Raw genomic sequence first — 24,006 nt, forward strand, 5'->3', positions numbered from 1 at the left:
GGTCGCTCCGCGGCAGTTTAGTCACCCGGTTCCAGGGTGCCGCAGCCAACGCGAAAGTGACCAGCGTTCAGGACAACGCGGCCAGCCGGGTCACCACGAGGTCCCAGACCCGGTCGGCCAGGTCTTCCTTGGACTGTTCCGGAAGGGTGGTCACGCTGCCGTCCGCGCCCACCACGGTCGCCGCGTTGGTCTCGGCCCCGAAGACCTTGTCCACGCCCACCTCGTTGATGACGATCAGGTCGGCCCGCTTGCGGGCGAGCTTGGCCCGGCCGTTGGCCTCGGCGTCGCCGGTCTCGGCGGCGAAGACCACCAGCAGCTGCTCCGGGCGGCGTTGCCGCCCCAGCTCGGCGGCGATGTCGGGGTTGGTGACCAGCGCGATAGTCGGCGCGCTGCCGTCCTCCGACTTCTTGATCTTGCCGGGGGCGTAGATCGCCGGCCGGAAGTCGGCGGGCGCGGCGGCCATCACCACCACATCGGCGTCGGCGGCGGCCTCCAGGGTGGCCTTGCGCAGTTCTTCGGTGGTGCCCACCCGGACCAGGTCGACCCCGGCCGGGTCGGGCAGGGCGACGTTCGCCGCGATCAGGGTGACGCGGGCGCCCCGGGCGACGGCCGCGCGGGCGAAGGCGTACCCCTGCTTGCCGGAGGAGCGGTTGCCGAGGAAGCGGACCGGGTCCAGCGGTTCGCGGGTGCCGCCGGCGGTCACCACGACGTGCCGGCCGGCCAGGTCGGCGGGGGCGGCCAGGCCCCGGGCCAGGGCCCGGCGGGCGACGGCGAAGATCTCGGCCGGATCGGGCAGCCGCCCCTTGCCGGTGTCGGCGCCGGTGAGCCGGCCGACCGCCGGTTCGATCACCCGTACGCCGCGCGAGCGCAGCGTCGCGACGTTGGCGGCGGTGGCCGGGTGCTCCCACATCTCGGTGTGCATCGCCGGGGCGAGCACCACCGGGCAGCGCGCGGTGAGCAGGGTGTTGGTGAGCAGGTCGTCGGCGAGGCCGTGGGCCGCCTTGGCGAGCAGGTCGGCCGTCGCCGGTGCGACCACCACCAGGTCGGCCCGCTGGCCGAGCCGGACGTGCGGCACCTCGTGCACGTCGGACCAGACGTCGTCGGCGACCGGCTGGCCGGAGAGCGCCGCCCAGGTCGGCGCCCCGATGAAACGGAGCGCCGACGCGGTCGGCACGACCCGGACCCGGTGGCCCGACTCGGTGAAGAGCCGCAGCAGCTCACACGCCTTGTAGGCGGCGATGCCGCCGCCGACCCCGAGGACGATCTCGGCGGGCATCGGCGGAGCGGGGGTTACGGCTGGTCGGTCGGCTCGGCGGTGAGCAGGCCCGCGTTGATCTCGCGCATCGCGATCGAGAGCGGCTTCTCCTGCGGGGTGGTCTCCACGAGCGGGCCGACGTACTCCAGCAGGCCCTCACCGAGCTGGCTGTAGTAGGCGTTGACCTGGCGGGCACGCTTGGCGGCGAAGATCACCAGCGCGTACTTCGAGGTGGTCTTCTCGAGGAGCTCGTCGATCGGCGGGTTGGTGATGCCCTCGGGGTTGGCGATGGATCCCACGAAATACCCTCTGCGTCTGAAGTGTCCGCGCGAGCGCGGCTGGTCGCTCAACCGCGCAGTCGCGGCTGGGCGGGAGCCAGATAGGAAGAACCGAGCAAGCCTACCAGTTCGGCCACGACCCGCTCGGTGAGGTCGTGGACCACGGTGTGTCCGACGGCCGCGAGGACCGCCGGGTCCGGACGGTGGCCCGGGGGCGTCAGCAGGACCAGCCGGACGTCCGGCAGGGCCTCCCGGACGGCGAGCGCGCCGGGCAGGTCGAGCGGGAGCAGCACCGGCCGGCCGTCGGCCAGCCGGGACCGCAGCGGCTCGCGGGGCGTGCCACGGCGGTGCCCGCCGATTCGCGACCACTCCAGCAGCTCGCCCGCGGCGACCATCCGGTCGAAGCCGACCGGGTCCACGAAGCGTCGGTCGACGCCGTCGACCTCGTCGGGGCGACGGGGCCGGGTGGTCACCGGCACCGGCACCCACACGGACGGAGAACGCGCCCGGACCAGCTCAACGACACTCTCCCGCGCGGCGCCCGAGGGCCCCGCCAGGACAGTGAGCCGAGCCGCCGGGCGCGCCTCGTCATCCGTGCTCACCGCTTGTTTCTACACGTTGCGGCGTTCAGTTGGCGGCGAACTCTCCAAGCAGAGCCTTGCGCTGCTGCTCGCCCAGCCCGCGCAGGCGACGGCTGTCGGCGATCTTGAGCTTCTCCATGATCTGGGTAGCCCGGATCTTGCCGATGCCCGGCATCGCCTGCAGGACGGCCGAAACCTTCAGCTTGCCGACGACGTCGTCGGACTCGGCCCGCTCGAGGACGGCGGCGAGGGTGGTCTTGCCCTGCTTGAGCTGCTCCTTCAGCTCAGCACGGGCCTTGCGGATCTCCGCGGCCTTCTCCAGCGCGGCAGCGCGCTGCTCGGGGGTCAGTGACGGGAGCGGCACCAGTTCTCCTCAGGTCCCTATCGCGACGGGCGGGGCGCACCGCCGCTCTGTGAAACGTGGTGTCGCTGGCAACCAAAGGGGTCCGTGGTTCCCAGCGCGGGGAAAACTAGCGGTCGCGGGCGGTTTCGGCAACGTGGGCGCGCCAAGATCGGAGAAAGTGACCGAGCCGTCAGTCAGCCAGAACGTCCCGACAGTCGGCCAGCACGCGGTCCACGGCGGCCCGCAGAGCGGCCTCGTCCGGGCCGGCGTTCAGCACCTCGCGGGAGTACGACGGCAGCACCGACGACAGGCTGGAGCCGAAGACCGTCCGCAGGTCCGCAGCCGTCGCGCCCTGCGCGCCGAGCCCCGGGGCGAGCAGCGGCCCGTTCACCTTGGACAGGTCGTGACCGGTGTCGCCGATCGTCGCGCCGACCACCAGCCCGAAGCTGCCGAGCGGCTCCGCACCCCTGTTGAGCTGGGAAATCTCGTCGATGACGGTCTGCGCGACGGTGCGCCCGTCGGCCGTACGGGCGCGCTGGACCGCGGCTCCCTCCGGGTTGGAGGTGAGCGCCAGCACGAAGACACCACCGCCGTGGGTGGCCGCCAGCTCGAACATCGGGGCCAGCGATCCGACCCCCAGGTAGGGGCTCGCGGTGACCGCGTCGACGTGCAGCGGACCGGACGGGTCGAGGTAGGCCGAGGCGTACGCGGCGACGGTCGAGCCGATGTCGCCGCGCTTCACGTCCAGGAGAACGAGCGCGCCACAATCTCGTAACTGTCGGATAGTTGACTCAAGAATTCCGACACCTCGGGCACCGAACCGCTCGAAAAAGGCCGACTGGGGCTTGACCACCGCGACTCGGTCCGCAAGCGCTCCCACGACGGTCCGCGCGAACCGGTCCAACCCGTCGACGTCGTCCGGCAACCCCCAGCGGGCCAGCAGCCCGGGATGCGGGTCGATGCCCACACAGAGCGGCCCCCGCTCGGCGACGGCGCGGTGCAGCCGGGTCCCGAAACTCTCCATCGGCGTTCCTCTCCTCACGCTCGCGCTCGGTGGCCGGCCCGTGCCGGCCCCGTCCTGTCCGCCGGCTCAGCCGGCCCCGTCCTGCCCGCCGGCTCAGCCGGCCTTCACCGCCGCGGCGATCCCGGCCGCGATCCGGGCCAGGTCGGCGTCGTCGGTCACGTACGGCGGCATGGTGTAGACCAGGTCGCGGAACGGGCGCAGCCAGACGCCCTGGGCCACGGCGGCGGCGGTCGCCGCCGCGATGTCCACCTCGTGGTCGAGCTGCACCACGCCGATCGCGCCCAGCACCCGCACGTCGGCCACGCCGGGCGCGCCGCGCAACGGCTCCAGGCCGGCCCGCAGGCCCGCGCCCACCCGGGCGACCTGGGTGGCCCAGTCACCGGCCCGCAGCAGCTCCAGGGACGCGTTGGCGACCGCGCAGGCCAGCGGGTTGCCCATGAAGGTGGGACCGTGCGCCAGCACCCCGTCGGCGGAGATGCCCCGGGCGACCCGCGGGGTACACAGCGCGGCGGCCAGGGTGAGGTACCCGCCGGTCAGCGCCTTGCCGACGCAGAGCACGTCCGGGCTGACCCCGGCGTGCTCGGCGGCGAACATGGCGCCGGTACGGCCGAAGCCGGTGGCGATCTCGTCGAAGACCAGCAGCACCCCGTGCGCCCGGGTCACCTCGCGCAGCACCCGCAGGTACTCCGGGTGGTGGAAACGCATCCCGCCCGCGCCCTGCACCACCGGCTCGACGATGACCGCGGCCAGTTCGTCGGCGTGCCGCTCCACCGCGTCGGTCAGCGCCGCCACGTACGCCGGGTCGGGCGGGTCGTCGAAGCCACCGGGCGGGACCGGCGCGAAGACCTGCCGGGGCAGCACGTCGCCCCAGAGGTGGTGCATGCCGCCCTCCGGGTCGCAGACGCTCATCGGGTGGAACGTGTCGCCGTGGTAGCCGCCCCGCCAGGTGCCCAGCCGGCGGCGTTCCGGCCGACCGGTGGCCCGCTGGTACTGCAGGCACATCTTGACGGCGACCTCGACGCTGACCGAGCCGGAGTCGGCCAGGAAGACGTGTTCCAGCCCGTCCGGGGCCAGCTCGACCAGCGTCCGCGCCAGCCGCACGGCGGGCTCGTGGGTGAGCCCGCCGAACATCACGTGGCTCATCCGGCCGAGCTGGTCGGTGACCGCCGCGTCGAGCACCGGGTGCCGGTAGCCGTGGATCGCCGCCCACCAGGACGACATCCCGTCGACCAGTTCCCGGCCGTCGGCCAGCCGCAGCCGGACGCCCTGGGCGCTCTCCACCACGTACGGCGGGTGGGCCGGCGGCAGTGCGGCGTACGGGTGCCAGACGTGGGCCCGGTCGGCGGCCAGGATCTCCTCGGGCGTCACACGCTCTCCTTCGTACCGTCGAGGGTTGCCCGGCCGGGAGGTGTCACCCGGCCGGCACCGGCGCGGTGGCGCCCGCCGACGCGCGGGCCGCGGCCCGGACCAGGCCGGGACCCCGGTAGATGAAGCCGGTGTAGAGCTGGATCAGGCTGGCCCCGGCGTCGAACATCCGGGCGGCGTCGTCCGGGTCGAGGATGCCGCCGACGCCGACCACCGGCAGCCGGCCGCCGGTCTCCCGGTGCACGAAGGCGACCACCTCGCGGGCCCGGGTGGCCAGCGGGCGGCCGGAGAGCCCGCCGGTCTCCGCGCCCCGGTCCGCGTCGGCCGGGGCGAGCCCGTCGCGGGCCAGCGTGGTGTTGGTGGCGATCACCCCGGCGGCGCCGCGGGCCAGGCAGACCTCCAGCAGCTCGGCGATGGCCGGCTCGGTCAGGTCCGGGGCGATCTTCACCAGCACCGGCTTCTCCCCCACCAGCGCCGCCAGCAGCGCGTCCAGGTGGGACTTGTCCTGCAACGAGCGCAGGCCGGGGGTGTTCGGCGAGGAGACGTTGACCGCGAAGTAGTCGCCGTGCTCCCGCAGCGCCCGGTACGAGGCCAGGTAGTCCTCGACCGCGTCGGCCAGCGGGGTCACCTTGGACTTGCCGAGCGAGATGCCCAGCGGCGCCCCGATCGGGCGGGGCAGCGCCGCCAGCCGGGCCGCCAGGGCCTCGGCGCCGGCGTTGTTGAAGCCCATCCGGTTGACCACGGCCTCGCTGTCGCGCAGCCGGAACAGCCGGGGCCGGGGGTTGCCCGGCTGGGCGTGCGCGGTGACCGTGCCGACCTCGACGAAGCCGAAGCCCAGCGCCGGCCAGGCCGGCAGGGCCACGCCGTTCTTGTCCATCCCCGCGGCCAGCCCCACCGGGTTGGGAAACTCCACCCCGAACACCGTGCGCGGCGCCCGCACCTGGTACCGGGCCCGCAACGCCGCGAGCGCCGCCGGCCGCCCCGAGAGCGCCGCCAGCCGTCGCAACGTCCACTCGTGCGCCGCCTCGGCGTCCCCGCCCCCCACCCGGAACAGCTGGGGCCGCACCACCTTCTCGAAGATCACGCCCCGGCTCCCCCCGGCTCGGTGATCATGAAGTTGTCGCCAGGTCCAGCGGCGGGTCGGGGCGACAACTTCATGATCGACGCGGGGACGGCGCGGGTCACTCGCCGGCTCGCAGGGCGGCGTGGAGCTCCTGGAGGGGCCGGACCTGCATGTCGCCGCGGATGCGGGCCTCGATGCCCATGACCGCCGCGGCGGCGCCGGGGACGGTGGTGATGCAGGGGATGTCGGCGGTCACGGCGGCGCTGCGGATCTCGTAGCCGTCCGAGCGGGCGCTCGCGCCGGAGCCCTGCGGTGTGTTGATCACCAGCGCCACGTCGCCGCCGAGGATCATCGACACCGCGTCCTCGCCCTCGCCGGACTCGTAGTGCTTGCGGATCTGCTCACAGGCGATGCCGTGCCGGCGCAGCACCTCGGCGGTGCCGGTGGTGGCGACGATCTCGAAGCCCAGGTCCGCCAGCCGCTTGATCGGGAAGATCATGCCGCGCTTGTCCCGGTTGGCGACCGAGACGAAGATCCGGCCGCCGGTGGGCAGCGACCCGTACGCGGCCGACTGGCTCTTGGCGAAGGCGTGCCCGAAGTTGGTGTCGATGCCCATCACCTCGCCCGTGGACTTCATCTCCGGGCCGAGCAGCGAGTCGATGCCCTTGCCGGACGGGGTGCGGAACCGCTTGAACGGCAGCACCGCCTCCTTGACCGCGATCGGGGCGTCCGCCGGCATCACGCCGCCGTCCCCGGTCGGCGGCAGCAGCCCCTCGGCGCGCAGCTCGGCGATGGTGGCGCCGAGCGCGATCCGGGCCGCCGCCTTGGCCAGCGGCACCGCCGTGGCCTTGGAGACGAACGGGACGGTCCGGGACGCCCGGGGGTTGGCCTCCAGCACGTAGAGCATGTCGTCCTTGAGGGCGTACTGGACGTTGAGCAGGCCCTTGACGCCCACTCCCCGGGCGATCGCCTCGGTGTAGCGGCGCACCTGGGTCAGGTGCGAGCCCGCGAGGGTGATCGGCGGCAGCGCGCAGGACGAGTCGCCGGAGTGGATGCCGGCCTCCTCGATGTGCTCCATCACGCCGCCGAGGTAGACCTCGCCGTCGGCGTCGCAGAGCGCGTCCACGTCGATCTCGATGGCGTCGTCGAGGAAGCGGTCCACCAGCACCGGGTGGTCCGGGGAGATGTCGGTGGCCCGGCCGATGTAGTCGCGCAGCGTGGCGTCGTCGTAGACGATCTCCATGCCCCGCCCGCCGAGCACGTACGACGGCCGGACCAGCACCGGGTAGCCGATCTCGTCGGCGATCGCCTTCGCCTCGTCGTACGAGGTGGCCATGCCGTGCGCCGGGGCGCGCAGCCCGGCCCGGGCCAGCACCGCGCCGAACGCGCCGCGCTCCTCGGCCAGGTGGATCGACTCCGGGGAGGTGCCGACCACCGGCACGCCGGCGTTCTTGAGCCGCTGGGCCAGCCCCAGCGGGGTCTGCCCGCCGAGCTGCACGATCACCCCGACCACGCCCGGCCCGCCGGCCGCCTTGCCCGAGGAGTCCTCGGCGTGCCAGACCTCCAGCACGTCCTCGAAGGTCAGCGGCTCGAAGTAGAGCCGGTCGGCGGTGTCGTAGTCGGTGGAGACCGTCTCCGGGTTGCAGTTGACCATGACGGTCTCGTAGCCGACCGCCCGCAGGGCCATCACCGCGTGCACGCAGGAGTAGTCGAACTCGATGCCCTGGCCGATCCGGTTCGGCCCGGAACCCAGGATGAGCACCTTGGGCCGGTCCGAGGGCGCGACCTCGGTCTCCTGGTCGTAGGTCGAGTAGTGGTACGGCGTGGTCGCCTCGAACTCGGCCGCGCAGGTGTCCACCGTCTTGTAGACCGGCCGCACGTCGAGCCGGTGCCGCAGGGTGCGTACGCCGTCCTCGGCGGCCAGCTCCGGGCGCAGCGCGGCCAGCTGCCGGTCGGACAGGCCGGCCCGCTTGGCCCGGCGCAGCAGCTCGGCGTCGAGCACCGGGGCGTCCACGATCTCGGCGCGCAGCTCGACCAGGCCGGCGATCTGGTCCAGGAACCAGGGGTCCATCCCGCCGGAGGCCGCGGCGACCTCCGCGATGGTGGCGCCGAGCCGCAGCGCCCGCTCCACCGTGTAGAGCCGGCCGTCGTGCGGCATCCGCAGCGCGGCGAGGGTGTTCTCCCTGGTCGCGCCCGCCGGGTCGGGCTGGGTCCAAAAGCCCGCGCCCTTCGTCTCCATCGAGCGCATCGCCTTGTTGAGCGCCTCGGTGAAGTTGCGCCCGAGGCTCATCGCCTCGCCGACCGACTTCATGGTGGTGGTCAGTTCCGGGTCGGCGCCGGGGAACTTCTCGAACGCGAACCGGGGGATCTTCACCACCACGTAGTCCAGCGTCGGCTCGAACGCCGCCGGGGTCTTCAGGGTGATGTCGTTGGGGATCTCGTCCAGGGTGTAGCCGATGGCCAGCTTCGCGGCGATCTTGGCGATCGGGAAGCCGGTGGCCTTGGAGGCCAGCGCCGAGGAGCGGGACACCCGGGGGTTCATCTCGATCACGACGATCCGGCCGTCGGCCGGGTTGACCGCGAACTGGATGTTGCAGCCGCCGGTGTCCACCCCGACCTCGCGCAGCACCGCGATGCCCAGGTCGCGCAGGCGCTGGTACTCCCGGTCGGTGAGCGTCATGGCCGGGGCGACGGTGACGCTGTCGCCGGTGTGCACGCCCATCGGGTCGACGTTCTCGATCGAGCAGACCACCACCACGTTGTCGTGGCGGTCGCGCATCAGCTCGAGCTCGTACTCCTTCCAGCCGAGCACGCTCTCCTCGATGAGCACCTCGTGCACCGGGCTGGCGGCCAGGCCGGACCCGGCGATGCGGTGCAGGTCCTCGTCGGTGTGCGCCATGCCGGAGCCCAGGCCGCCCATGGTGAACGACGGCCGGATCACCACCGGCAGGCCCAGCTCGGCGACGGTGGCCTCGACCTCGGCCATCGAGTGGCAGACCCGGGAGCGGGGCACCAGGCCGGTCGGGTCCTCGACGCCGATCCGGGCGCCGGCCTTGGCGACGATGTCCTTGAACAGCTGCCGGTCCTCGCCGCGGTTGATCGCGTCGATGTTGGCGCCGATCAGCTCCACGCCGTACTTGTCCAGCACGCCGGCCTCGTGCAGGGCGACCGCGGTGTTCAGCGCGGTCTGCCCGCCGAGGGTGGGCAGCAGGGCGTCCGGGCGCTCCTTGGCGATGACCAGCTCGACGAACTCCGGGGTGATCGGCTCGACGTACGTGGCGTCGGCGAACTCGGGGTCCGTCATGATCGTCGCCGGGTTGGAGTTGACCAGGCTGACCCGGATGCCCTCGCTGCGCAGCACCCGGCACGCCTGGGTGCCGGAGTAGTCGAACTCGCAGGCCTGCCCGATGACGATCGGCCCGGAGCCGATCACCAGGATGTGCTTGAGGTCGGTGCGCTTAGGCATTCTTCCCGCCTTCGATGAGCTCGGCGAAGCGGTCGAACAGGTAGTCCGCGTCGTGCGGGCCGGCCGCCGCCTCCGGGTGGTACTGGACGGTGAAGGCGGGCACGTCCTTGGCCCGCAGCCCCTCGACCACGTTGTCATTGAGGCAGACGTGCGACACCTGCACGCCCCCGAACTCGGTCTCGATCACCTGGTCGGGGACCACCGCGCCCTGCCCGGCGCCCGGCACCTGCACGGCGAAGCCGTGGTTGTGGCTGGTCACCTCGACCTTGCCGGTGGCCCGGTCGAGCACCGGCTGGTTGATGCCGCGGTGGCCGTAGCCGAGCTTGTAGGTGCCGAAGCCCAGCGCCCGGCCGAGGATCTGGCTGCCGAAGCAGATGCCGAACAGCGGCACCTCGCGGCGCAGCACCTCCCGGGCCAGCGCGACCGGCCCCTCGGCGGTGGCCGGGTCGCCCGGGCCGGGCGAGAGGAAGACCGCGTCCGCGCCGGTGGCCAGCAGGTCGTCGATGGTGGAGCCGGCCGGCAGCACGTGCGTGGTCACCCCGCGCGCGGCGAGCCGCCGCGGCACGTTGCGCTTGATGCCCAGGTCGAGCGCGGCCACGGTGAACCGGTGCGGGCCGATCGCCTCGACGACGTACGGCTCGGCGGTGGTCACCTCGGCGGAGAGGTCCGCGCCGACCATCTGCGGCGACTGGCGGACCCGGGCCAGCAGGGCGCGCGGGTCGTCGTCGACGCTGGAGATGCCGACCCGCATCGCGCCGCGCTCGCGCAGGTGCCGGGTCAGCGCCCGGGTGTCCACGCCGGCGATGCCGACCACACCCTCGGCGGCGAGCCGGTCCTCCAGCCCGCCGGTGGCGCGCCAGTTGGAGCCGATCCGGGCCGGGTCGCGCACCACGTACCCGGCGACCCAGATCCGGCCGGACTCGTCGTCCTCGGCGTTGACGCCGGTGTTGCCGATGTGCGGCGCGGTCTGCACCACCACCTGCCGGTGGTACGAGGGGTCGGTCAGGGTCTCCTGGTAGCCGGTCATGCCGGTGTTGAAGACCGCCTCGCCGAAGGTCTCCCCGACGCTGCCGTACGCCTCGCCGTGGAACGTGCGCCCGTCCTCGAGTACGAGGATCGCGGGTCGTCTACGGGTCACTTGACTGCCTTTCCGTCCAGGACCGTCGGCTCGCCGCGCAGGAAGGTCGCCACGATGCGACCCGGCAGCGTCATGCGGGCGTACGGGGTGTTACGACTGCGGCTGGCCAGCTCCGCGGGCTCGATCACCCGACGGACGGCCGGGTCGACCAGGGTGAGGTTGGCCGGCACGCCGGGCGCCGGGTCGATGCCGTGCCGGTCGAGCCCGGCGATCCGGGCCGGGGTGCGCGACATCCGCTCGGCGATCAGGTCCCACTGCGGCCCGAACACCTCCAGGGCGATCGAGAGCGCCGTCTCCAGGCCGAGCATCCCCGGCCGGGCGTACGCCCACTCGCACTCCTTGTCCTCCACGGCGTGCGGGGCGTGGTCGGTGGCGACGACGTCGATGACGCCCTCGGCCAGCGCGGCCCGCAGCGCGGCGATGTCGGTGGCCGTGCGCAGCGGCGGGTTGACCTTGTAGACCGGGTCGTACGTCTCGGCGTGCCCGTCGGTGAGCAGCAGGTGGTGCGGAGTCACCTCGGCGGTGACCCGCACCCCGCGCGCCTTGGCCTGGCGCAGCACCTCGACGCTGCCGGCGGTGGAGACGTGGCAGACGTGCAGCCGGCTGCCGACGTGCTCGGCCAGCAGCACGTCCCGGGCGATGATCGCCTCCTCGGCGACCGCCGGCCAGCCGGTGAGCCCGAGCCGGGTCGAGACCTCACCCTCGTGCATCTGGGCGCCCTCGGTGAGCCGGGGCTCCTCGGCGTGCTGGGCGATCACCCCGTCGAACGCCTTGACGTACTCCAGGGCCCGGCGCATCAGCTTCGGGTCGGCGACGCAGAAGCCGTCGTCGGAGAAGATCCGGACCCGGGCGGCGGAGTCGGCCATCGCGCCCAGCTCGGCCAGCCGCTCGCCGGCCAGGCCGACGGTGACCGCGCCGATCGGCTGCACGTCGACCAGCCCGGCCTCGCGGCCCAGCCGCCAGACCTGCTCGACCACGCCGGCGGTGTCGGCGACCGGGGAGGTGTTGGCCATCGCGCAGACGGCGGTGTAGCCGCCGAGCGCGGCCGCGCGGGAGCCGGACTCGACCGTCTCGGCGTCCTCCCGGCCGGGTTCGCGCAGGTGGGTGTGCAGGTCGACCAGGCCGGGCAGGGCGACCAGCCCGGTGCCGTCGACGACGGTGGCCTCCGGCGCGGTCAGCCCGGCGCCGGTCTCGGCGACGACGCCGTCGCGGATCAGCAGGTCGGTCGGCGCGGCGCCGACGACGCTCACGTTGCGGATCAGGTACGAGCTCACAGGTTGTTCCCCCCGAGCAGCAGGTAGAGGACGGCCATCCGCACGGAGACCCCGTTGGCGACCTGTTCGACGATGGTGGAGCGGGGCGAGTCGGCGACCTCGGGCGTGATCTCCATGCCCCGGTTCATCGGCCCCGGGTGCATGACGATCGCGTGCTCGGGCAGCCGGCGCATGCGCGGGCCGTCCAGGCCGTAGCGGCGGGCGTACTCGCGGGCGGAGGGGAAGTAGGAGTCGTTCATCCGCTCCCGCTGCACCCGCAGCATCATCACCACGTCCGACTGCGGCAGCACCGCGTCCAGGTCGTAGGAGACGTCGGTGCCGGGCGCGAGCGCCTGGCCGATGTGCACCGGGATCAGCGTCGGCGGGCCGACCAGGGTGACCTTGGCACCGAGGGTGGAGAGCAGCAGCACGTTGGAGCGGGCCACCCGGGAGTGCAGCACGTCCCCGACCACCGCGACGTGCAGGCCGGCGAGCCGACCCAGCCGGGAGCGCATCGTGTACGCGTCGAGCAGCGCCTGGGTGGGGTGCTCGTGGGTGCCGTCGCCGGCGTTGACCACCGACCCGTCCACCCAGTTGGCCAGCCGGTGCGGCGCGCCCGAGGCGGGGTGCCGGACCACCACCGCGTCGGCCCCCATCGCCTGGAGGGTGAGCGCGGTGTCCTTCAGGCTCTCCCCCTTGGCCACGCTGGAGCCCTTGGCCGAGAAGTTGATCACGTCGGCGCTGAGCCGCTTGGCGGCCGCCTCGAAGGAGATCCGGGTCCGGGTGGAGTCCTCGTAGAAGAGGTTCACCACGGTCCGGCCGCGCAGGGCGGGGAGCTTCTTGACCTCCCGGCCGGCGACGGTGGCCATCTCGGCGGCGGTGTCGAGGATCTGGGTGGCGGTGGCCGCGTCCAGGTCGGCCCCGGAGAGCAGGTGCCGGATCACTGTGCCTGCCTTTCGTTCGCGACTGCGGGGCTGCGCTTCGCTGCACTCCTCGCGCTCACAGGTGGGCACCCCCGAAGAGCTTGACCTCGTCGGCACCGTCGGTCTCGGCGAGGGTGACCTTGACGCTCTCGGTGAGCGCGGTCGGGATGTTCTTGCCGACGTAGTCGGCGCGGATCGGCAGCTCGCGGTGGCCGCGGTCGACCAGGACGGCGAGCTGGACGCTGGCCGGGCGGCCGACGTCGTTGAGCGCGTCGAGCGCGGCCCGGACCGTGCGGCCGGAGAAGAGCACGTCGTCGACGAGGATGACCCGCTTGCCGTCGATGCCGCCCGGCGGGAGCTGGGTCGGGCCGACCGCGCGGGTGGCGTGCCGGCGCAGGTCGTCGCGGTAGAGAGTGATGTCGAGCACCCCGACCGGGACGTCGACGTCCTCGAAGGTGCTGATCCGGGCGGCGAGGCGCCTAGCGAGTGGAGCGCCGCGAGTGGGTATGCCGAGCAGAACGGTGTCGGCGGCGCCCTGGGTCTTCTCCAGGATCTGGTGGGCGATCCGGTCGACGACGCGCTGGACGTCGGCACTGGCGAGGATCACCTTCACCGAGGGTTGTCGCGGCAGCGACGACTGGGCAGCCGGTGGGCAGGCCACGGCGGACCTCCTTCCCCGCCTCACGGGACGGGTCGTTAAAGGACGTCTGGGGACTCCGGTCGGATCGCGAACGGCCCGGACCGGGGCTTCGTGCCACGTTACCAGCGGTCACCGGCGCGGCCCCCGGCACCCACTGATCCCCGGATCAGGGCGGTGAAATGGGGATAAGTCCCCCCGCGCTCCCCAACTGTAAGGACACGACCACTTGACCACGTGTCGCAATCCCCGTACCGTCACGCTCCGTAGCGATCGCTGGGAGAACCCCAAAGCAGCACTGGGAGTGTCCGAATGCCCTCTGAATACGCCAAGTCGCTGGGCGCCCGCCTGCGCTCCATCCGCCAGCAGCAGGGCCTGTCCCTGCAGGGGGTGGAGGAGAAGTCGAACGGGCGGTGGAAGGCCGTGGTGGTCGGCTCGTACGAGCGCGGCGACCGGGCCGTCACCGTGTCCCGCCTGGCGGAGCTGGCCGACTTCTACCGCGTTCCCGTCTCGGAGCTGCTGCCCGACGGCAGCGGGGTGCGGCACGAGCCCACCAGCAAGATCGTCCTGGACCTGGAGCGGCTCTACGACGAGGCCTCCGAGGACCTCGCCTACGTCGCCCGGTACGCCCGCGCCATCCAGCAGCAGCGTGGCGACTACAACGGCCGGGTGCTCTCCATCCGCGCCGACGACCTGCGCGCCCTCGCCATCGTGTACGACGCCTCGCCGTCGGGCCTGATCGAGCGGCTCACCGAGCACGGTGTGCTGGTCGCCGACCCGCGGGCGTTCTTCGCGTCCTGATCCACTGTTCGCAGAAGGGGCCCGTGCCGTCCGGCACGGGCCCCTTCTGCGTGATCTGGTGATCGGGTGCGGTCGGCGCGGAGCGCCGGCGCGTCGGATCAGCGGGTGGCGTACTCGGCGATCCGGCCGAGGATGCCGTTGAGGAAGCGCGGCGAGTCGTCGGTCGACATCTGCCGGGCCAGCTCCACCGCCTCGCTGATCGCCACCGCGTCGTCGATCTCGTCGACGTAGAGCAGCTCGTAGACCGCGATGCGGGCGAGGTTGCGGTCGACCACCGGCATCCGGTCCAGCGTCCACCCCTCGGCGTAGCTGGCGATCACCTCGTCGATCCGGTCGAGGTGGGCGGCGACCCCCTCGACCAGGCCGACCGCGTAGCCCAGGTGCTCCGGCCGCGGCTTCTCGATCCGCTCGACGTAGCCGGCCAGCACCCCGACCGGGGGCCGGTCACGCAGGTCGGCCTCGTAGAGCACGTCCAGCGCCCGCTTGCGCGCCTTGCGGCGCGACGGCATCTGCTGTTTGGGACCCTCGGCCATCAGGCTCGGCCGAGGTAACGGCCGTCGCGGGTGTCGACCTTGATCTTCTCGCCGGTGGTGATGAAGAGCGGCACCGGCACGGTCGCGCCGGTCTCGACGGTGGCCGGCTTGTTGCCGCCGGTCGACCGGTCGCCCTGCAGGCCCGGCTCGGTGTAGGTGACCTCGAGCACGACCGAGGTCGGCAGCTCGATGTAGAGCGGGACACCTTCGTGGGTGGCGACGGTCGCCTCGGCCTCGGGGAGGAGGTAGTTGGCCGCCTCGCCGACGGTGCCGCCGGGGACGGTGATCTGGTCGAACGTCTCCAGATCCATGAAGACGTAGTCCTCGCCGTCGGCGTACAGGTACTGCATGGTGCGCTTGTCGACGGTCGCGGTCTCGACCTTGGTGCCCGCGTTGAAGGTCTTGTCGACGACCTTGCCGGACAGCACGTTCTTCAGCGTCGTGCGGACGAACGCCCCACCCTTACCGGGCTTGACGTGCTGGAACTCGACGACGGCCCAGAGCTCCCCGTCGAGGTTGAGTACCAGGCCGTTCTTGAGGTCGTTGGTGGATGCCATTTCCTGCCTTGATCATCAATTGGCGGACAGACCTGGCAAGTCTACTAGTTGTGTCCAACCGGCGACTCCGCCTCCGCCCGGCCCCCTCCCGGCCCGACCGATGCCGCCCTCCCGGTCACCATGCGTTACCAACAGGGCCACCCCCGGACGCCCCCACCCCTCCTTTGCTCTGCTGCCCCGGACGCAACAGTCACCGAACGTGTCCGCACCCAAAGAAGGGGTCGATCGCACGACGACCCATCCGAGCAGGTCACGTCCGGTGTTGCCGGGAAGGCAGCAGAGCAAAGGCGTCGGAGAAGGCCAGCGGCGGGGAGGCCGCCCATCACCGAGCGTTGCACGACTCGCCCACCACTCACGGTGATCGTCAACGATGGCGCCGCGCGCGGCCTGCCCGGCCGTCGACGGCGATCGTGCCGCCGGTCACGCTGTGGCCCGGCGCCGCGACGGTGGCGTGCGGCGCCGGTTGCAGGGGACGGCCGGGCGGTCGGTCGCCCTGCGGCGGCGACCGCTCAGCCGGTCGCGCCGAGGACGGTGGCCAGGTGGCGCAGGGCGAGGCGGTAGCCGTCGACGCCCAGGCCGCAGATCACCCCGGTCGCCACGGCGGAGACCACGGAGTGGTGTCGGAACTCCTCCCGGGCGTGGATGTTGGAGATGTGCACCTCCACCAGCGGCCCGCGCAGCATCGCGCAGGCGTCCCGGACCGCGATCGAGTAGTGCGACCAGGCGGCCGGGTTGAGCACCACCGCCGCCTGCTCGTCGGCCGCCTGGTGCAGCCAGCCCAGCAGCTCGTGCTCGGCGTCGGTCTGCCGGACGACCACGTCCAGCCCCAACTCGCGGCCGGTGTCCACACATAGCGTCACCAGGTCGGCGTAGCTGGTCACGCCGTACACGTCGACCTGCCGGGTGCCGAGCCGGCCCAGGTTCGGCCCGTTCAGCACGTACACCCGCACGGCGCCACCCTCGTTCGCCCCGCTCACCCGCTGATCTCCCGGTAGGCGGCGTGCAGCAGCTCGTCGTCCGGCCCCTCCAGGATCGCCGGCCGGGCCAGGCCGTCGAGCACCACGAAGCGCAGGGTGCTGCCCCGGGCCTTCTTGTCCACCCGCATCGCGGCCAGCAGGTCGGGCCAGGCGTCGGCCGGGTAGCTGGTGGGCAGGCCGAGCGCGGCCAGCACCGTGCGGTGCCGTTCGGCGGTGGCGGCGTCGAGCCGGCCGGCCAGCCGAGCCAGGGCGCCGGCGAAGACGGTGCCCACCGCGACGGCGTGCCCGTGCCGCCAGCGGTAGCCCTCCACCTTCTCGATCGCGTGCGCCAGGGTGTGGCCGTAGTTGAGCACCTCGCGCACCCCGGACTCGCGCAGGTCGCCGGAGACCACGTCGGCCTTCACCCGGATCGCCCGCTCGATCAGCTCGCGGGCCACCGGGCCGGTCGGGTCGACGGCGGCGGCCGGGTCCCGCTCGACCAGGTCGAGGATCACCGGGTCGGCGATGAAGCCGCACTTGACCACCTCGGCCATCCCGGCGGCCAGGTCGGCCGGGGGCAGGCTGTCCAGCGTCGCCAGGTCGCAGAGCACACCGGCCGGCGGGTGGAACGCGCCGACCAGGTTCTTGCCGGCGGCGGTGTTCACGCCGGTCTTGCCCCCGACCGCCGCGTCGACCATGCCGAGCAGGGAGGTCGCCACCGGCACCCAGCGCACCCCGCGCAGCCAGCAGGCGGCCACGAAGCCGGCCAGGTCGGTCACCGCTCCCCCGCCCACCCCGACCACCGCATCGGTACGGGTGAACCCGGCCGCGCCGAGCCGCTCCCAGCAGTCGGCGGCCACCTCGATCCGCTTGCCCGCCTCGGCGTCGGGCACCTCGATCGGCAGCGGGGTCACGCCGACCGCGCGGAGCCGTTCGGCCAGCGTGTCGGCCAGGTCCTTGAGCGGCGGCGCGAACAGCAGCGCGACCCGCTCGGCGCCGGGCAGCAGCCGCGGCGGCGGATCGAGCAGGTCGCGCCCCACGAGCACGTCGTACGGCCGCTCGCCGCCGACCGGAATCCGGGTCACCTCGTCCATCGCAGGGGAGCCTAGTGCAGCCGGCCGCACCGCGGCGGCGCTCGTCCATCTGGTGGCAAGCGACATTGCCGGCCACGGGGTACGTTCGGCTCGTAAGGGCCGGACGTGGGGCGAAGCGGACCCGGCCCACGACGGCGGAGGTTCCCCATGGCCACCACGACCATCGACGGCGCAGCCATCCGGCTGCCCGCCACCATCCTCGGCGTCGGACTCGGCGGCTTCGCCGACGGCATCGTCCTGCACCAGGTGCTCCAGTGGCACCACCTGCTCAGCAGCACCGACACCGACAACGTCGGAATCCGGCCGTACCCGGTGGACACCGTCCCCGGCCTTGAGATGAACACCCTCTGGGACGGCATCTTCCACGTCGTCACCTGGGTGGCGGTGCTCACCGGGCTGGCCCTGCTCTACGCCCGGGTGACCCGGTCCCGCGGCCGGCTCTGGCGCTCCCCGGCGCTGTGGGGCTGGGCGCTGGTGGGCTGGGGCCTGTTCAACCTGGTCGAGGGGCTCGTCGACCACCACCTGCTGGGCATCCACCACGTACACGGCGGCCCCCACCAGACGGCCTGGGACGTCGGCTTCCTGCTGTTCGGCGTGGCGCTGATCGCCGTGGGCTGGGCGGTGCAGCGCCACGCCGGCACGGTGGACACCTGCGCCGACCGGCGATGACCGGGCAGCACGGCGACGGAGTCGGCCCGCTGCTGCTCGTACCGCTGCTGGTCTTCTGGGTCTACCTGGCCGCGGCGCTGCGCCAGCGCGACCCGGGGCGCGGCGGCTGGAGCCACTGGCGTACCGCGAGCTTCGGTGCGGGCGCCGCGCTGCTGGCGGTGGCCGCGGTGCTGCCCGGTCACGACCTGGTCGGGCACATGTGGCGGCACCTGCTGGTCGGGATGCTGGCGCCGCTCGGGCTGGTGCTCGGCGCGCCCGGCACCCTCGCGCTGCGCACGGTGCGCCGCGACGTCGGGCGGGCGGCGCTGCGGGTGCTGCGCCACCCGGTCCCGCGGGTGGCCGCCCACCCGGTCACCGGCCTGCTGCTCACCGCCGGCGGGCTCTACCTGCTGCACCTGACCCCGCTGTACCGGGCCACCCTGGCCCACCCGGGGCTGCACGGCCTGGTGCTGCTGCACTTCCTGGCCAGCGGGTACCTCTTCACCTGGGCGATCGCCGGCCCCGACCCGGGGCCGCACCGCCCCGGGGTGCCGCTGCGGCTGGTCGTGCTGGGGCTGTCGGTGGCCGCGCACGCCACCCTCGCCCAACTCATGTACGCCGGCCTGGTCGACACCGCCGTGCCGGTGGCGCAGCTGCGGGCGGCGGCGACGCTGATGTACTACGGCGGCGACCTGGCCGAGATCCTGCTCGCCCTCGCCCTGCTGGTCACCTGGCGACCGGCGGCCCGGCACGCCCGGTCCGAGCCGGCGCCGTCGCCGGCCTGAACCGGAACCCCCGTCCACCGGTCCCGGCCGCCACCGGTCCGGCCGGCGCGGGCTTCGCCGCCTCCCGTCGTTCGTCAGCCGGACGGTGGGGCGGGGCCGGGCCGGTCAGCCCAGCCGGCCAGTCGGGTCGCGTGGGCGCGGACGGCGTCGCGCAGCGCGTCCGGGCGGAGCACGGTGAACGGCCAGCCGAGCCCGGCGAGCAGCTGCGCCATCCCGTCGAGCTGCTCGGCGCGGGTCCGCAGCAGCACCCCGTCGGCGACCTCGGTGAGCTCGCCGACGCTGGGCGGGACGCGGCGTCGGGCGGCGACCAGATCGGTCTCCAGCAGCACCTCGACGGAGTGCGCGTACGGCACGCCGGCCAGTGAGCGGGTCACCTGGGCCACCGGGTCGAAGTCGTCGGGCACGGCGAACGTCTCCGGGCCGGTGCTGACCGCACCGATCCGGTCCAGCCGGAAGGTGCGTACCTCGTCCCGGAGGTGGTCGTAACCGGTGACGTACCAGCGGCCGGCGTGGAAGACCAGCCCGTACGGGTCGAGCTGCCGCCGCGACGGCTCACCCCGCCAGGAGCGGTAGTCCAGCGTCACCCGGCGCCGTTGCCGGGCCGCCGCGCCGAGGGTGAGCAGCGTGCCGGTGGCCGGGCGCAGCGCCGGGTCGGCGCGGCGCAGCGTGAAGCCGAGGTGGTCCTGGACGGCGGCGAGCCGCTCGGCGAGGGGAGCCGGCAGCACCCGCCGGATCTTGGCCAGGGCGGTGGCGGTGGCCGGCTCCTCGGTGCCCAGCCCCAGCCGTTCCGCCGCGACCAGGCCGAGCAGCACCGCGACCGCCTCGTCGTCGGTGAGCATCAGCGGCGGCAGCTTGTAGCCGGGGCGCAGCCGGTAGCCACCGTACCGGCCCCGCTCGGCGGTGACCGGGATTCCGAGGTCGACCAGGGTGGCGGCGTACCGGCGCACGGTGCGCTCGTCGACCCGCAGCCGGTCGGCCAGCTCGACGCCGGTGAGCCGGTGGTGGCTCTGGAGCAGTTCGAGCATCGCGAGCACCCGACCGGCGGGATGTGACACGGGCCACCTCGCAATACCGGGCGGAAACTGTCCGGATTCCAGCTTACGGTGTCCATGGACATCGAGACGAGGGAGATCCGAGATGGCGACGTTCGTGCTGGTGCCGGGGTTCTGGTTGGGCGGCTGGGCGTGGCGGGAGGTGACCGCCGACCTGCGCGGGCGCGGTCACGACGTGTACGCGGTGACCCTGACCGGGGTGGCCGACCGGGCCCATCTGGCCGGCCCGGAGGTGGGCCTGGAGACGCACACCACCGACCTCACCGCGCTCATCGAGGCGGAGGACCTGCGCGACGTGGTGCTGGTCGGGCACTCCGGCGGCGGGATGCCGGTGACCCAGGCGGCCGACCGGATGCCGGACCGGATCGCCCGGGTGGTCTACGTGGAGAGCGGGCCGCTGCCCGACGGCGTGTCCCAGTTCGACACCAACCCGCCGGAGGAGCAGGAGCGGCTGCGCGCGCGGATCGGCGACGGGCATCTGCTGCCGCCGCCGGCCTGGGAGCCGGCCGAGGACCCGCAGAACCTGGCCGGTCTGGACGACGGCGCGCTGGCGCTGCTGCGGCGCCGGTCCACCGGGCACCCGCTGGGCGCGGCGACCGAGCCGGTGCGGCGTACCGGGGGGCGGCCGGTGCCGACCGCGCTGGTGGCGTGCACCTTCCCGGTGGAGGTGGCCGCCGCGATGATCGCCGAGGGCCACCCGTTCTTCGCCGGCCTCGCCGGCGCCGAGCTGCACGGGCTGCCGACCGGTCACTGGCCGATGCTGAGCGAGCCGAAGGCCCTCGCCGACCTGCTCGACACCATCGCCCGGGGCTGAGCCGGCCGGGTCAGGGCTTGAGCAGGGCGACGATCTCCGCGGCCAACTCCGGCGGGTTACGCCCGTCGGTGACCACGGTCGCGGTCGCCACCTCGGCGTAGAGCGGGCGGCGCTGGTCCATCAGGTGCTTGAGGGTGGCCCGCGGGTTGATCGCGAGCAGCGGCCGGCCGGCGCCGAGCCCGACCCGCTTCACCGCGTCGGGCAGCTCCACCGACAGGTGCACCACGGTGTGCCCGACCAGCGCGGCGCGGTTCTCCTCGGCGAGGACCGCGCCGCCGCCGAGGGCGAGCACCCCGCCGTGCGAGGCCAGCGCCGCCGCCACCGCCGCCCGTTCGAGGGTACGGAAGTGCGCCTCCCCCTCGTCGATGAAGATCTCCGGGATCGGCTTGCCGGCCATCCGCTCGATGTCGGCGTCGGTGTCCCGGAAGTCGACCCCGAGCAGCGCCGCCAGCTCCTCGCCGACGGTGGTCTTGCCGGAGCCGGGCGCCCCGACCAGCACGCAGAGCGGCTTCGTCACCGGATCACGCTCCGCCCCGCCGCCGCTCGGCCGGTCACCGGATCACCAGCGCGTCGAGGTAGCCGGCGAGGTTGCGGCGAATCTCCGCCACCGAGTCGCCGCCGAACTTCTCGGTGGCCGCCTCGGCCAGCACCAGCGCCACCATCGCCTCGGCGACCACGGCGGCGGCCGGCACGGCGCAGACGTCGGAGCGCTGGTTGATGGCGGTGGCCGGCTCGCCGGTGGTCACGTCGACCGTGGCGAGGGCCCGGTTCAGCGAGGAGATCGGCTTCATCGCCGCCTTCACCCGCAGCGGCTCACCGGTGGTGATCCCGCCCTCCAGGCCGCCGGCCCGGTCGGTGACCCGCCGCACGCCGGTGGCGGTGGGCATGATCTCGTCGTGCGCCTCGGAGCCACGGGAGCGGGCCTGCTGCCAGCCGTCGCCGATCTCCACGCCCTTGATGGCCTGGATGGACATCAGCGCGGTGGCCAGCCGGGCGTCGAGCTTGCGGTCCCACTGCACGTGGCTGCCCAGGCCCGGCGGCACCCCGTACGCCAGCACCTCGACCACGCCGCCGAGCGTGTCGGCGGCCTTCTTCGCGGCATCGACCTCGGCGACCATCCGGGCGCTCGCCTCCGGGTCCAGGCAGCGCAGCGGGTCGGCGTCGATCCGCTCGGCGTCCTCCGGCCGGGGCCGCAGGCCCGGCTTGGCGGCGACCGGGCCGAGCTCCACCACGTGCGAGACGATCTCGATGCCGAGCGCCTGCTTCACCAGCGCCTTCGCCACCGTGCCGACGGCCACCCGGGCGGCGGTCTCCCGCGCGCTGGCCCGCTCCAGGATCGGCCGGGCGTCGGTGTGGCCGTACTTCTGCATGCCGGCCAGGTCGGCGTGGCCGGGCCGGGGGCGGGTCAGCGGGGCGTTGCGGGCCTGCCGGGCCAGCTCGTCGGGGTCCACCGGGTCGGCGGCCATCACGGTCTGCCACTTCGGCCACTCGGAGTTGCCGACCCGGATGGCGACCGGGCTGCCCAGGGTGACGCCGTGCCGCAGGCCGCCGATGACCTCGACCTCGTCCCGCTCGAACGACATCCGGGCGCCCCGGCCGTAGCCGAGTCGACGCCGGGCCAGTTCGTCGGAGATCTCCCGGGTGGTCACCTCGATCCCGGCGGGCACCCCCTCGAGCATCGCGACGAGGGCGGGTCCGTGGGATTCACCTGCAGTCAGCCAGCGCAACACAGCGCTCAGTCTGTCACGGTCGGTCGCCGCCCCGACGTGCCGCCCGGCGCGTCCCGCCCTGCGGACGCGCACGTCCGCCGGGCGGGTCACCCGTGACCGGTCAGGCCGTCCGGACCGCGATGATCGACTTGGTCAGGCCGAGCATCCGCTCGGCCCGGATGGTCGAGTCGGGGAAGAGGTAGCGCATCTCGGCCCGACCGATCAGCTCGGTGGTGAGCACCTGCTTCATGGCCTGGTCCCAGGACTTGCCCGGGGTGTAGGCCAGTGGCCACTTGCGGGCCACCGCCACCCGGGCCGGCACCGGCAGGAACTGCATGCCGGGCGCCACCCAGTGCGGCTCCACCGGGAAGTACCGGTACGGGGTCTGCACCCAGTGCCGGGGAGCGAGCTCCCGGATCGCCTCGGCCATCCGGCGGCGCCGCTCGTGCCCGCCCACGTGCTCCAGCACGCTGTTGCTGAACACCAGGTCGTAGCGGCGGCTCAGGATGGCCGGGGGCAGCTCGCAGGCGTCGGCGTGGTCGGCCTCCACCCAGTCGGGCAGCTCCGCCGGCAGCGGCTCCAGGTTGACCACGTGCACGTGCTGCGGGCGTACCGGCACCTTTGACCAGCTGTCGACCCGGCCGCCGAGGTCGAGCACGGACATCTGGGCGAGGTCGGGGAACGTCTCCGACAGCCAGAGCGCCCGCTTCGCCCGGCGCTTCGCGCCGTACGAGTCCGGGGAGTCGACCAGGCGGAAGCGCAGCGCGTTCAGGGAACTCCGGCGGCGTGCCGTCGGGTTGTCGTCGTTGGTCCGGGTCCCGCTCGCCACGGTCAGCTCCCCCAGTCGAAGGTCATGCCCAGCCGGCTGGCCAGGGCCTCGTTGTACGGCGCGTAGTACCGGGTCAGCTCGTCGCGGACCGACCGGTCCATCGCGCTGCTGCGCCGGTCGTTGAAGACCTCGTACCGGTCGAGCCGGTGGGCCGGCAGGCCGAGGAAGTCCAGCACCCGGGCGTAGGTCGCGGCGGGCTCGCGGTACAGCGTCTCGCTGGGCAGGATCAGCAACTGCCCGCGGTCGAAGCGGTCCAGCCACGGCTCCAGGTGCTCCAGGTAGCGCCCCCGGGCCCGGTAGGTGTACCAGTCGTAGGCGGTGCTGACGTACGTCGGGTCGGCGACCAGCTTCTCCCGCTCCCCCGCCGTCCGCTCCTCCTCCCGGGCCAGCGCCTCGGCGAAGTCCAGCGGCTCCACGCCCTCGGTCCGCCGCTCCTTCCAGTGCGAGTACGCCCGCTCCACCGGGTCGCGCAGCAGCACGATCAGCTTCACGGCGGGGATCAGGTCCGCCACCCGCCCCGGCGCCAGCGGGTGGAACATGTAGAGCGGCGCGGCCTCCCCCACCCGGGTGGGGCCGCCGTGCCGGCGTTCCAGCGCCCGCCGCTGCCGCAGGGTCGGGAAGTGCGAGCGGTACCACGTCTCGCCCCGGGCGAAGGTGTCCTCGAAGTAGTGCGAGGTCTTGGTGTTCCAGGCCGGGAAGAGCCGGGGCACCAGCGGATGCTCCAGCAGGTAGCGCCAGAGCGAGGTGGTGCCGCCGCGCTTGGTGCCGATGATGAGGAAGTCCGGCAGCGGGCGCCGGTCGCTGGTGCGCTCCCCGTAGCGGACCAGCGAGGTGCGCACCCCGGTCCGCACCGGGGCGGGCACCAGCGCCTTGACCCTGTCCCGCATCGTCATCTCGTCCTC

At 73.4% G+C, this 24,006-nt stretch carries 25 protein-coding genes; 4 read left to right on the plus strand and 21 right to left on the minus strand.

What is annotated here, in order from left to right; all coding sequences use genetic code 11:
• Nucleotides 1-67: 67 nt before the first annotated feature.
• The 12 genes from coaBC to pyrR all read right to left on the minus strand — a co-directional run bounded on the left by coaBC (nt 68) and on the right by pyrR (nt 13,350).
• Nucleotides 68-1,276 carry a bifunctional phosphopantothenoylcysteine decarboxylase/phosphopantothenate--cysteine ligase CoaBC gene (coaBC, locus tag FHX75_RS09140; RefSeq protein ID WP_154938056.1) on the minus strand — a complete coding sequence of 403 codons (1,209 nt, stop codon included), beginning with the start codon at nt 1,274-1,276 and terminating at the stop codon, nt 68-70.
• Between the two features lie 14 nt (nt 1,277-1,290).
• On the minus strand, nt 1,291-1,554 hold the full coding sequence (gene rpoZ / locus FHX75_RS09145) for a DNA-directed RNA polymerase subunit omega (RefSeq protein ID WP_007075826.1): 264 nt from the start codon (nt 1,552-1,554) through the stop codon (nt 1,291-1,293).
• Nucleotides 1,555-1,601: 47 nt separating this feature from the next.
• The gene (locus tag FHX75_RS09150) at nt 1,602-2,135 is read right to left on the minus strand and encodes a nucleoside/nucleotide kinase family protein (protein WP_088962721.1); all 534 of its coding nucleotides are present in this window, start codon (nt 2,133-2,135) and stop codon (nt 1,602-1,604) included.
• Nucleotides 2,136-2,160: 25 nt separating this feature from the next.
• Nucleotides 2,161-2,478: an integration host factor, actinobacterial type gene (gene mihF, locus FHX75_RS09155; RefSeq protein ID WP_088962722.1), complete on the minus strand. Its 318-nt coding sequence runs from the start codon at nt 2,476-2,478 to the stop codon at nt 2,161-2,163.
• A gap of 169 nt (nt 2,479-2,647) precedes the next feature.
• Complete coding sequence (gene pyrF / locus FHX75_RS09160; protein ID WP_154938058.1) at nt 2,648-3,481, minus strand: orotidine-5'-phosphate decarboxylase; 834 nt, start codon at nt 3,479-3,481, stop codon at nt 2,648-2,650.
• Nucleotides 3,482-3,574: 93 nt separating this feature from the next.
• A complete protein-coding gene (locus tag FHX75_RS09165) occupies nt 3,575-4,849 on the minus strand; it encodes an adenosylmethionine--8-amino-7-oxononanoate transaminase (protein WP_154938060.1) in 1,275 nt (424 codons plus the stop codon).
• 43 nt (nt 4,850-4,892) lie between these two features.
• The gene (locus FHX75_RS09170; protein WP_154938062.1) at nt 4,893-5,930 is read right to left on the minus strand and encodes a quinone-dependent dihydroorotate dehydrogenase; all 1,038 of its coding nucleotides are present in this window, start codon (nt 5,928-5,930) and stop codon (nt 4,893-4,895) included.
• Between the two features lie 97 nt (nt 5,931-6,027).
• Nucleotides 6,028-9,375, minus strand: coding sequence for a carbamoyl-phosphate synthase large subunit (gene carB / locus FHX75_RS09175; protein WP_154938064.1), 3,348 nt, complete (start codon nt 9,373-9,375; stop codon nt 6,028-6,030).
• Entirely contained in the window at nt 9,368-10,513 is a 1,146-nt protein-coding gene (gene carA / locus FHX75_RS09180) for a glutamine-hydrolyzing carbamoyl-phosphate synthase small subunit (protein WP_154938066.1), read from the minus strand. Before carA ends, carB begins: the two co-directional genes overlap by 8 nt.
• Entirely contained in the window at nt 10,510-11,787 is a 1,278-nt protein-coding gene (locus FHX75_RS09185) for a dihydroorotase (protein WP_154938068.1), read from the minus strand. The genes carA and FHX75_RS09185 overlap by 4 nt, the downstream gene beginning before the upstream one ends.
• The gene (locus FHX75_RS09190; protein WP_154938070.1) at nt 11,784-12,710 is read right to left on the minus strand and encodes an aspartate carbamoyltransferase catalytic subunit; all 927 of its coding nucleotides are present in this window, start codon (nt 12,708-12,710) and stop codon (nt 11,784-11,786) included. The genes FHX75_RS09185 and FHX75_RS09190 overlap by 4 nt, the downstream gene beginning before the upstream one ends.
• Before the next feature lie 55 nt (nt 12,711-12,765).
• The gene (gene pyrR / locus FHX75_RS09195) at nt 12,766-13,350 is read right to left on the minus strand and encodes a bifunctional pyr operon transcriptional regulator/uracil phosphoribosyltransferase PyrR (protein WP_154938072.1); all 585 of its coding nucleotides are present in this window, start codon (nt 13,348-13,350) and stop codon (nt 12,766-12,768) included.
• A gap of 288 nt (nt 13,351-13,638) precedes the next feature.
• Between pyrR and bldD the strand changes: the two genes are divergently transcribed.
• Nucleotides 13,639-14,127, plus strand: coding sequence for a transcriptional regulator BldD (gene bldD, locus FHX75_RS09200; RefSeq protein WP_013285505.1), 489 nt, complete (start codon nt 13,639-13,641; stop codon nt 14,125-14,127).
• 98 nt (nt 14,128-14,225) lie between these two features.
• On the opposite strand, the gene nusB is transcribed toward bldD, so the two are convergent.
• The 4 genes from nusB to aroB form a co-directional block, all read right to left on the minus strand.
• A complete protein-coding gene (nusB, locus tag FHX75_RS09205; protein ID WP_211364367.1) occupies nt 14,226-14,636 on the minus strand; it encodes a transcription antitermination factor NusB in 411 nt (136 codons plus the stop codon).
• A 23-nt stretch (nt 14,637-14,659) separates the two neighbouring features.
• Nucleotides 14,660-15,217 carry an elongation factor P gene (gene efp / locus FHX75_RS09210; protein WP_088962732.1) on the minus strand — a complete coding sequence of 186 codons (558 nt, stop codon included), beginning with the start codon at nt 15,215-15,217 and terminating at the stop codon, nt 14,660-14,662.
• A 509-nt stretch (nt 15,218-15,726) separates the two neighbouring features.
• Nucleotides 15,727-16,167 carry a type II 3-dehydroquinate dehydratase gene (aroQ, locus tag FHX75_RS09215; RefSeq protein WP_154938957.1) on the minus strand — a complete coding sequence of 147 codons (441 nt, stop codon included), beginning with the start codon at nt 16,165-16,167 and terminating at the stop codon, nt 15,727-15,729.
• Between the two features lie 23 nt (nt 16,168-16,190).
• Nucleotides 16,191-17,267, minus strand: a complete 1,077-nt coding sequence (aroB, locus tag FHX75_RS09220; RefSeq protein ID WP_154938076.1) for a 3-dehydroquinate synthase — start codon at nt 17,265-17,267, stop codon at nt 16,191-16,193.
• Between the two features lie 147 nt (nt 17,268-17,414).
• Here aroB and FHX75_RS09225 point away from each other — a divergent pair, with 147 nt between their 5' ends.
• Entirely contained in the window at nt 17,415-17,936 is a 522-nt protein-coding gene (locus tag FHX75_RS09225) for a DUF2243 domain-containing protein (RefSeq protein ID WP_154938078.1), read from the plus strand.
• Nucleotides 17,933-18,700: a cytochrome c oxidase assembly protein gene (locus FHX75_RS09230; protein WP_154938080.1), complete on the plus strand. Its 768-nt coding sequence runs from the start codon at nt 17,933-17,935 to the stop codon at nt 18,698-18,700. Before FHX75_RS09225 ends, FHX75_RS09230 begins: the two co-directional genes overlap by 4 nt.
• Nucleotides 18,701-18,774: 74 nt before the next feature.
• Here FHX75_RS09230 and FHX75_RS09235 read toward each other — a convergent pair whose 3' ends face one another.
• Nucleotides 18,775-19,755, minus strand: a complete 981-nt coding sequence (locus FHX75_RS09235; protein ID WP_154938082.1) for a helix-turn-helix transcriptional regulator — start codon at nt 19,753-19,755, stop codon at nt 18,775-18,777.
• 82 nt (nt 19,756-19,837) lie between these two features.
• Here FHX75_RS09235 and FHX75_RS09240 point away from each other — a divergent pair, with 82 nt between their 5' ends.
• Nucleotides 19,838-20,566 (plus strand): alpha/beta fold hydrolase, encoded by a 729-nt coding sequence (locus tag FHX75_RS09240; protein WP_154938084.1) that lies wholly within the window; start codon nt 19,838-19,840, stop codon nt 20,564-20,566.
• 10 nt (nt 20,567-20,576) lie between these two features.
• Here FHX75_RS09240 and FHX75_RS09245 read toward each other — a convergent pair whose 3' ends face one another.
• From FHX75_RS09245 to FHX75_RS09260, 4 genes are all read right to left on the minus strand, one after another.
• A complete protein-coding gene (locus tag FHX75_RS09245; RefSeq protein WP_154938086.1) occupies nt 20,577-21,083 on the minus strand; it encodes a shikimate kinase in 507 nt (168 codons plus the stop codon).
• A gap of 34 nt (nt 21,084-21,117) precedes the next feature.
• Entirely contained in the window at nt 21,118-22,296 is a 1,179-nt protein-coding gene (aroC, locus tag FHX75_RS09250; RefSeq protein ID WP_088962740.1) for a chorismate synthase, read from the minus strand.
• A 100-nt stretch (nt 22,297-22,396) separates the two neighbouring features.
• A complete protein-coding gene (locus FHX75_RS09255; RefSeq protein ID WP_342798442.1) occupies nt 22,397-22,939 on the minus strand; it encodes a class I SAM-dependent methyltransferase in 543 nt (180 codons plus the stop codon).
• A gap of 167 nt (nt 22,940-23,106) precedes the next feature.
• Nucleotides 23,107-23,991, minus strand: a complete 885-nt coding sequence (locus FHX75_RS09260; protein WP_154938961.1) for a sulfotransferase domain-containing protein — start codon at nt 23,989-23,991, stop codon at nt 23,107-23,109.
• Nucleotides 23,992-24,006: the final 15 nt, after the last annotated feature.

Source organism: Micromonospora palomenae (assembly GCF_007829925.1).
Lineage (GTDB): Bacteria > Actinomycetota > Actinomycetes > Mycobacteriales > Micromonosporaceae > Micromonospora > Micromonospora purpureochromogenes.

Excerpts from the sequence above, each read along its gene's own strand:
- coaBC (WP_154938056.1), bottom strand. The coding sequence starts at position 1,276 with ATGCCCGCCGAGATCGTCCTCGGGGTCGGCGGCGGCATCGCCGCCTAC.
- pyrF (WP_154938058.1), bottom strand. The coding sequence starts at position 3,481 with ATGGAGAGTTTCGGGACCCGGCTGCACCGCGCCGTCGCCGAGCGGGGG.
- carB (WP_154938064.1), bottom strand. The coding sequence starts at position 9,375 with ATGCCTAAGCGCACCGACCTCAAGCACATCCTGGTGATCGGCTCCGGG.
- bldD (WP_013285505.1), top strand. The coding sequence starts at position 13,639 with ATGCCCTCTGAATACGCCAAGTCGCTGGGCGCCCGCCTGCGCTCCATC.
- nusB (WP_211364367.1), bottom strand. The coding sequence starts at position 14,636 with ATGCCGTCGCGCCGCAAGGCGCGCAAGCGGGCGCTGGACGTGCTCTAC.
- efp (WP_088962732.1), bottom strand. The coding sequence starts at position 15,217 with ATGGCATCCACCAACGACCTCAAGAACGGCCTGGTACTCAACCTCGAC.
- aroB (WP_154938076.1), bottom strand. The coding sequence starts at position 17,267 with ATGGACGAGGTGACCCGGATTCCGGTCGGCGGCGAGCGGCCGTACGAC.
- FHX75_RS09225 (WP_154938078.1), top strand. The coding sequence starts at position 17,415 with ATGGCCACCACGACCATCGACGGCGCAGCCATCCGGCTGCCCGCCACC.
- FHX75_RS09230 (WP_154938080.1), top strand. The coding sequence starts at position 17,933 with ATGACCGGGCAGCACGGCGACGGAGTCGGCCCGCTGCTGCTCGTACCG.
- FHX75_RS09240 (WP_154938084.1), top strand. The coding sequence starts at position 19,838 with ATGGCGACGTTCGTGCTGGTGCCGGGGTTCTGGTTGGGCGGCTGGGCG.
- FHX75_RS09255 (WP_342798442.1), bottom strand. The coding sequence starts at position 22,939 with ATGTCCGTGCTCGACCTCGGCGGCCGGGTCGACAGCTGGTCAAAGGTG.
- FHX75_RS09260 (WP_154938961.1), bottom strand. The coding sequence starts at position 23,991 with ATGCGGGACAGGGTCAAGGCGCTGGTGCCCGCCCCGGTGCGGACCGGG.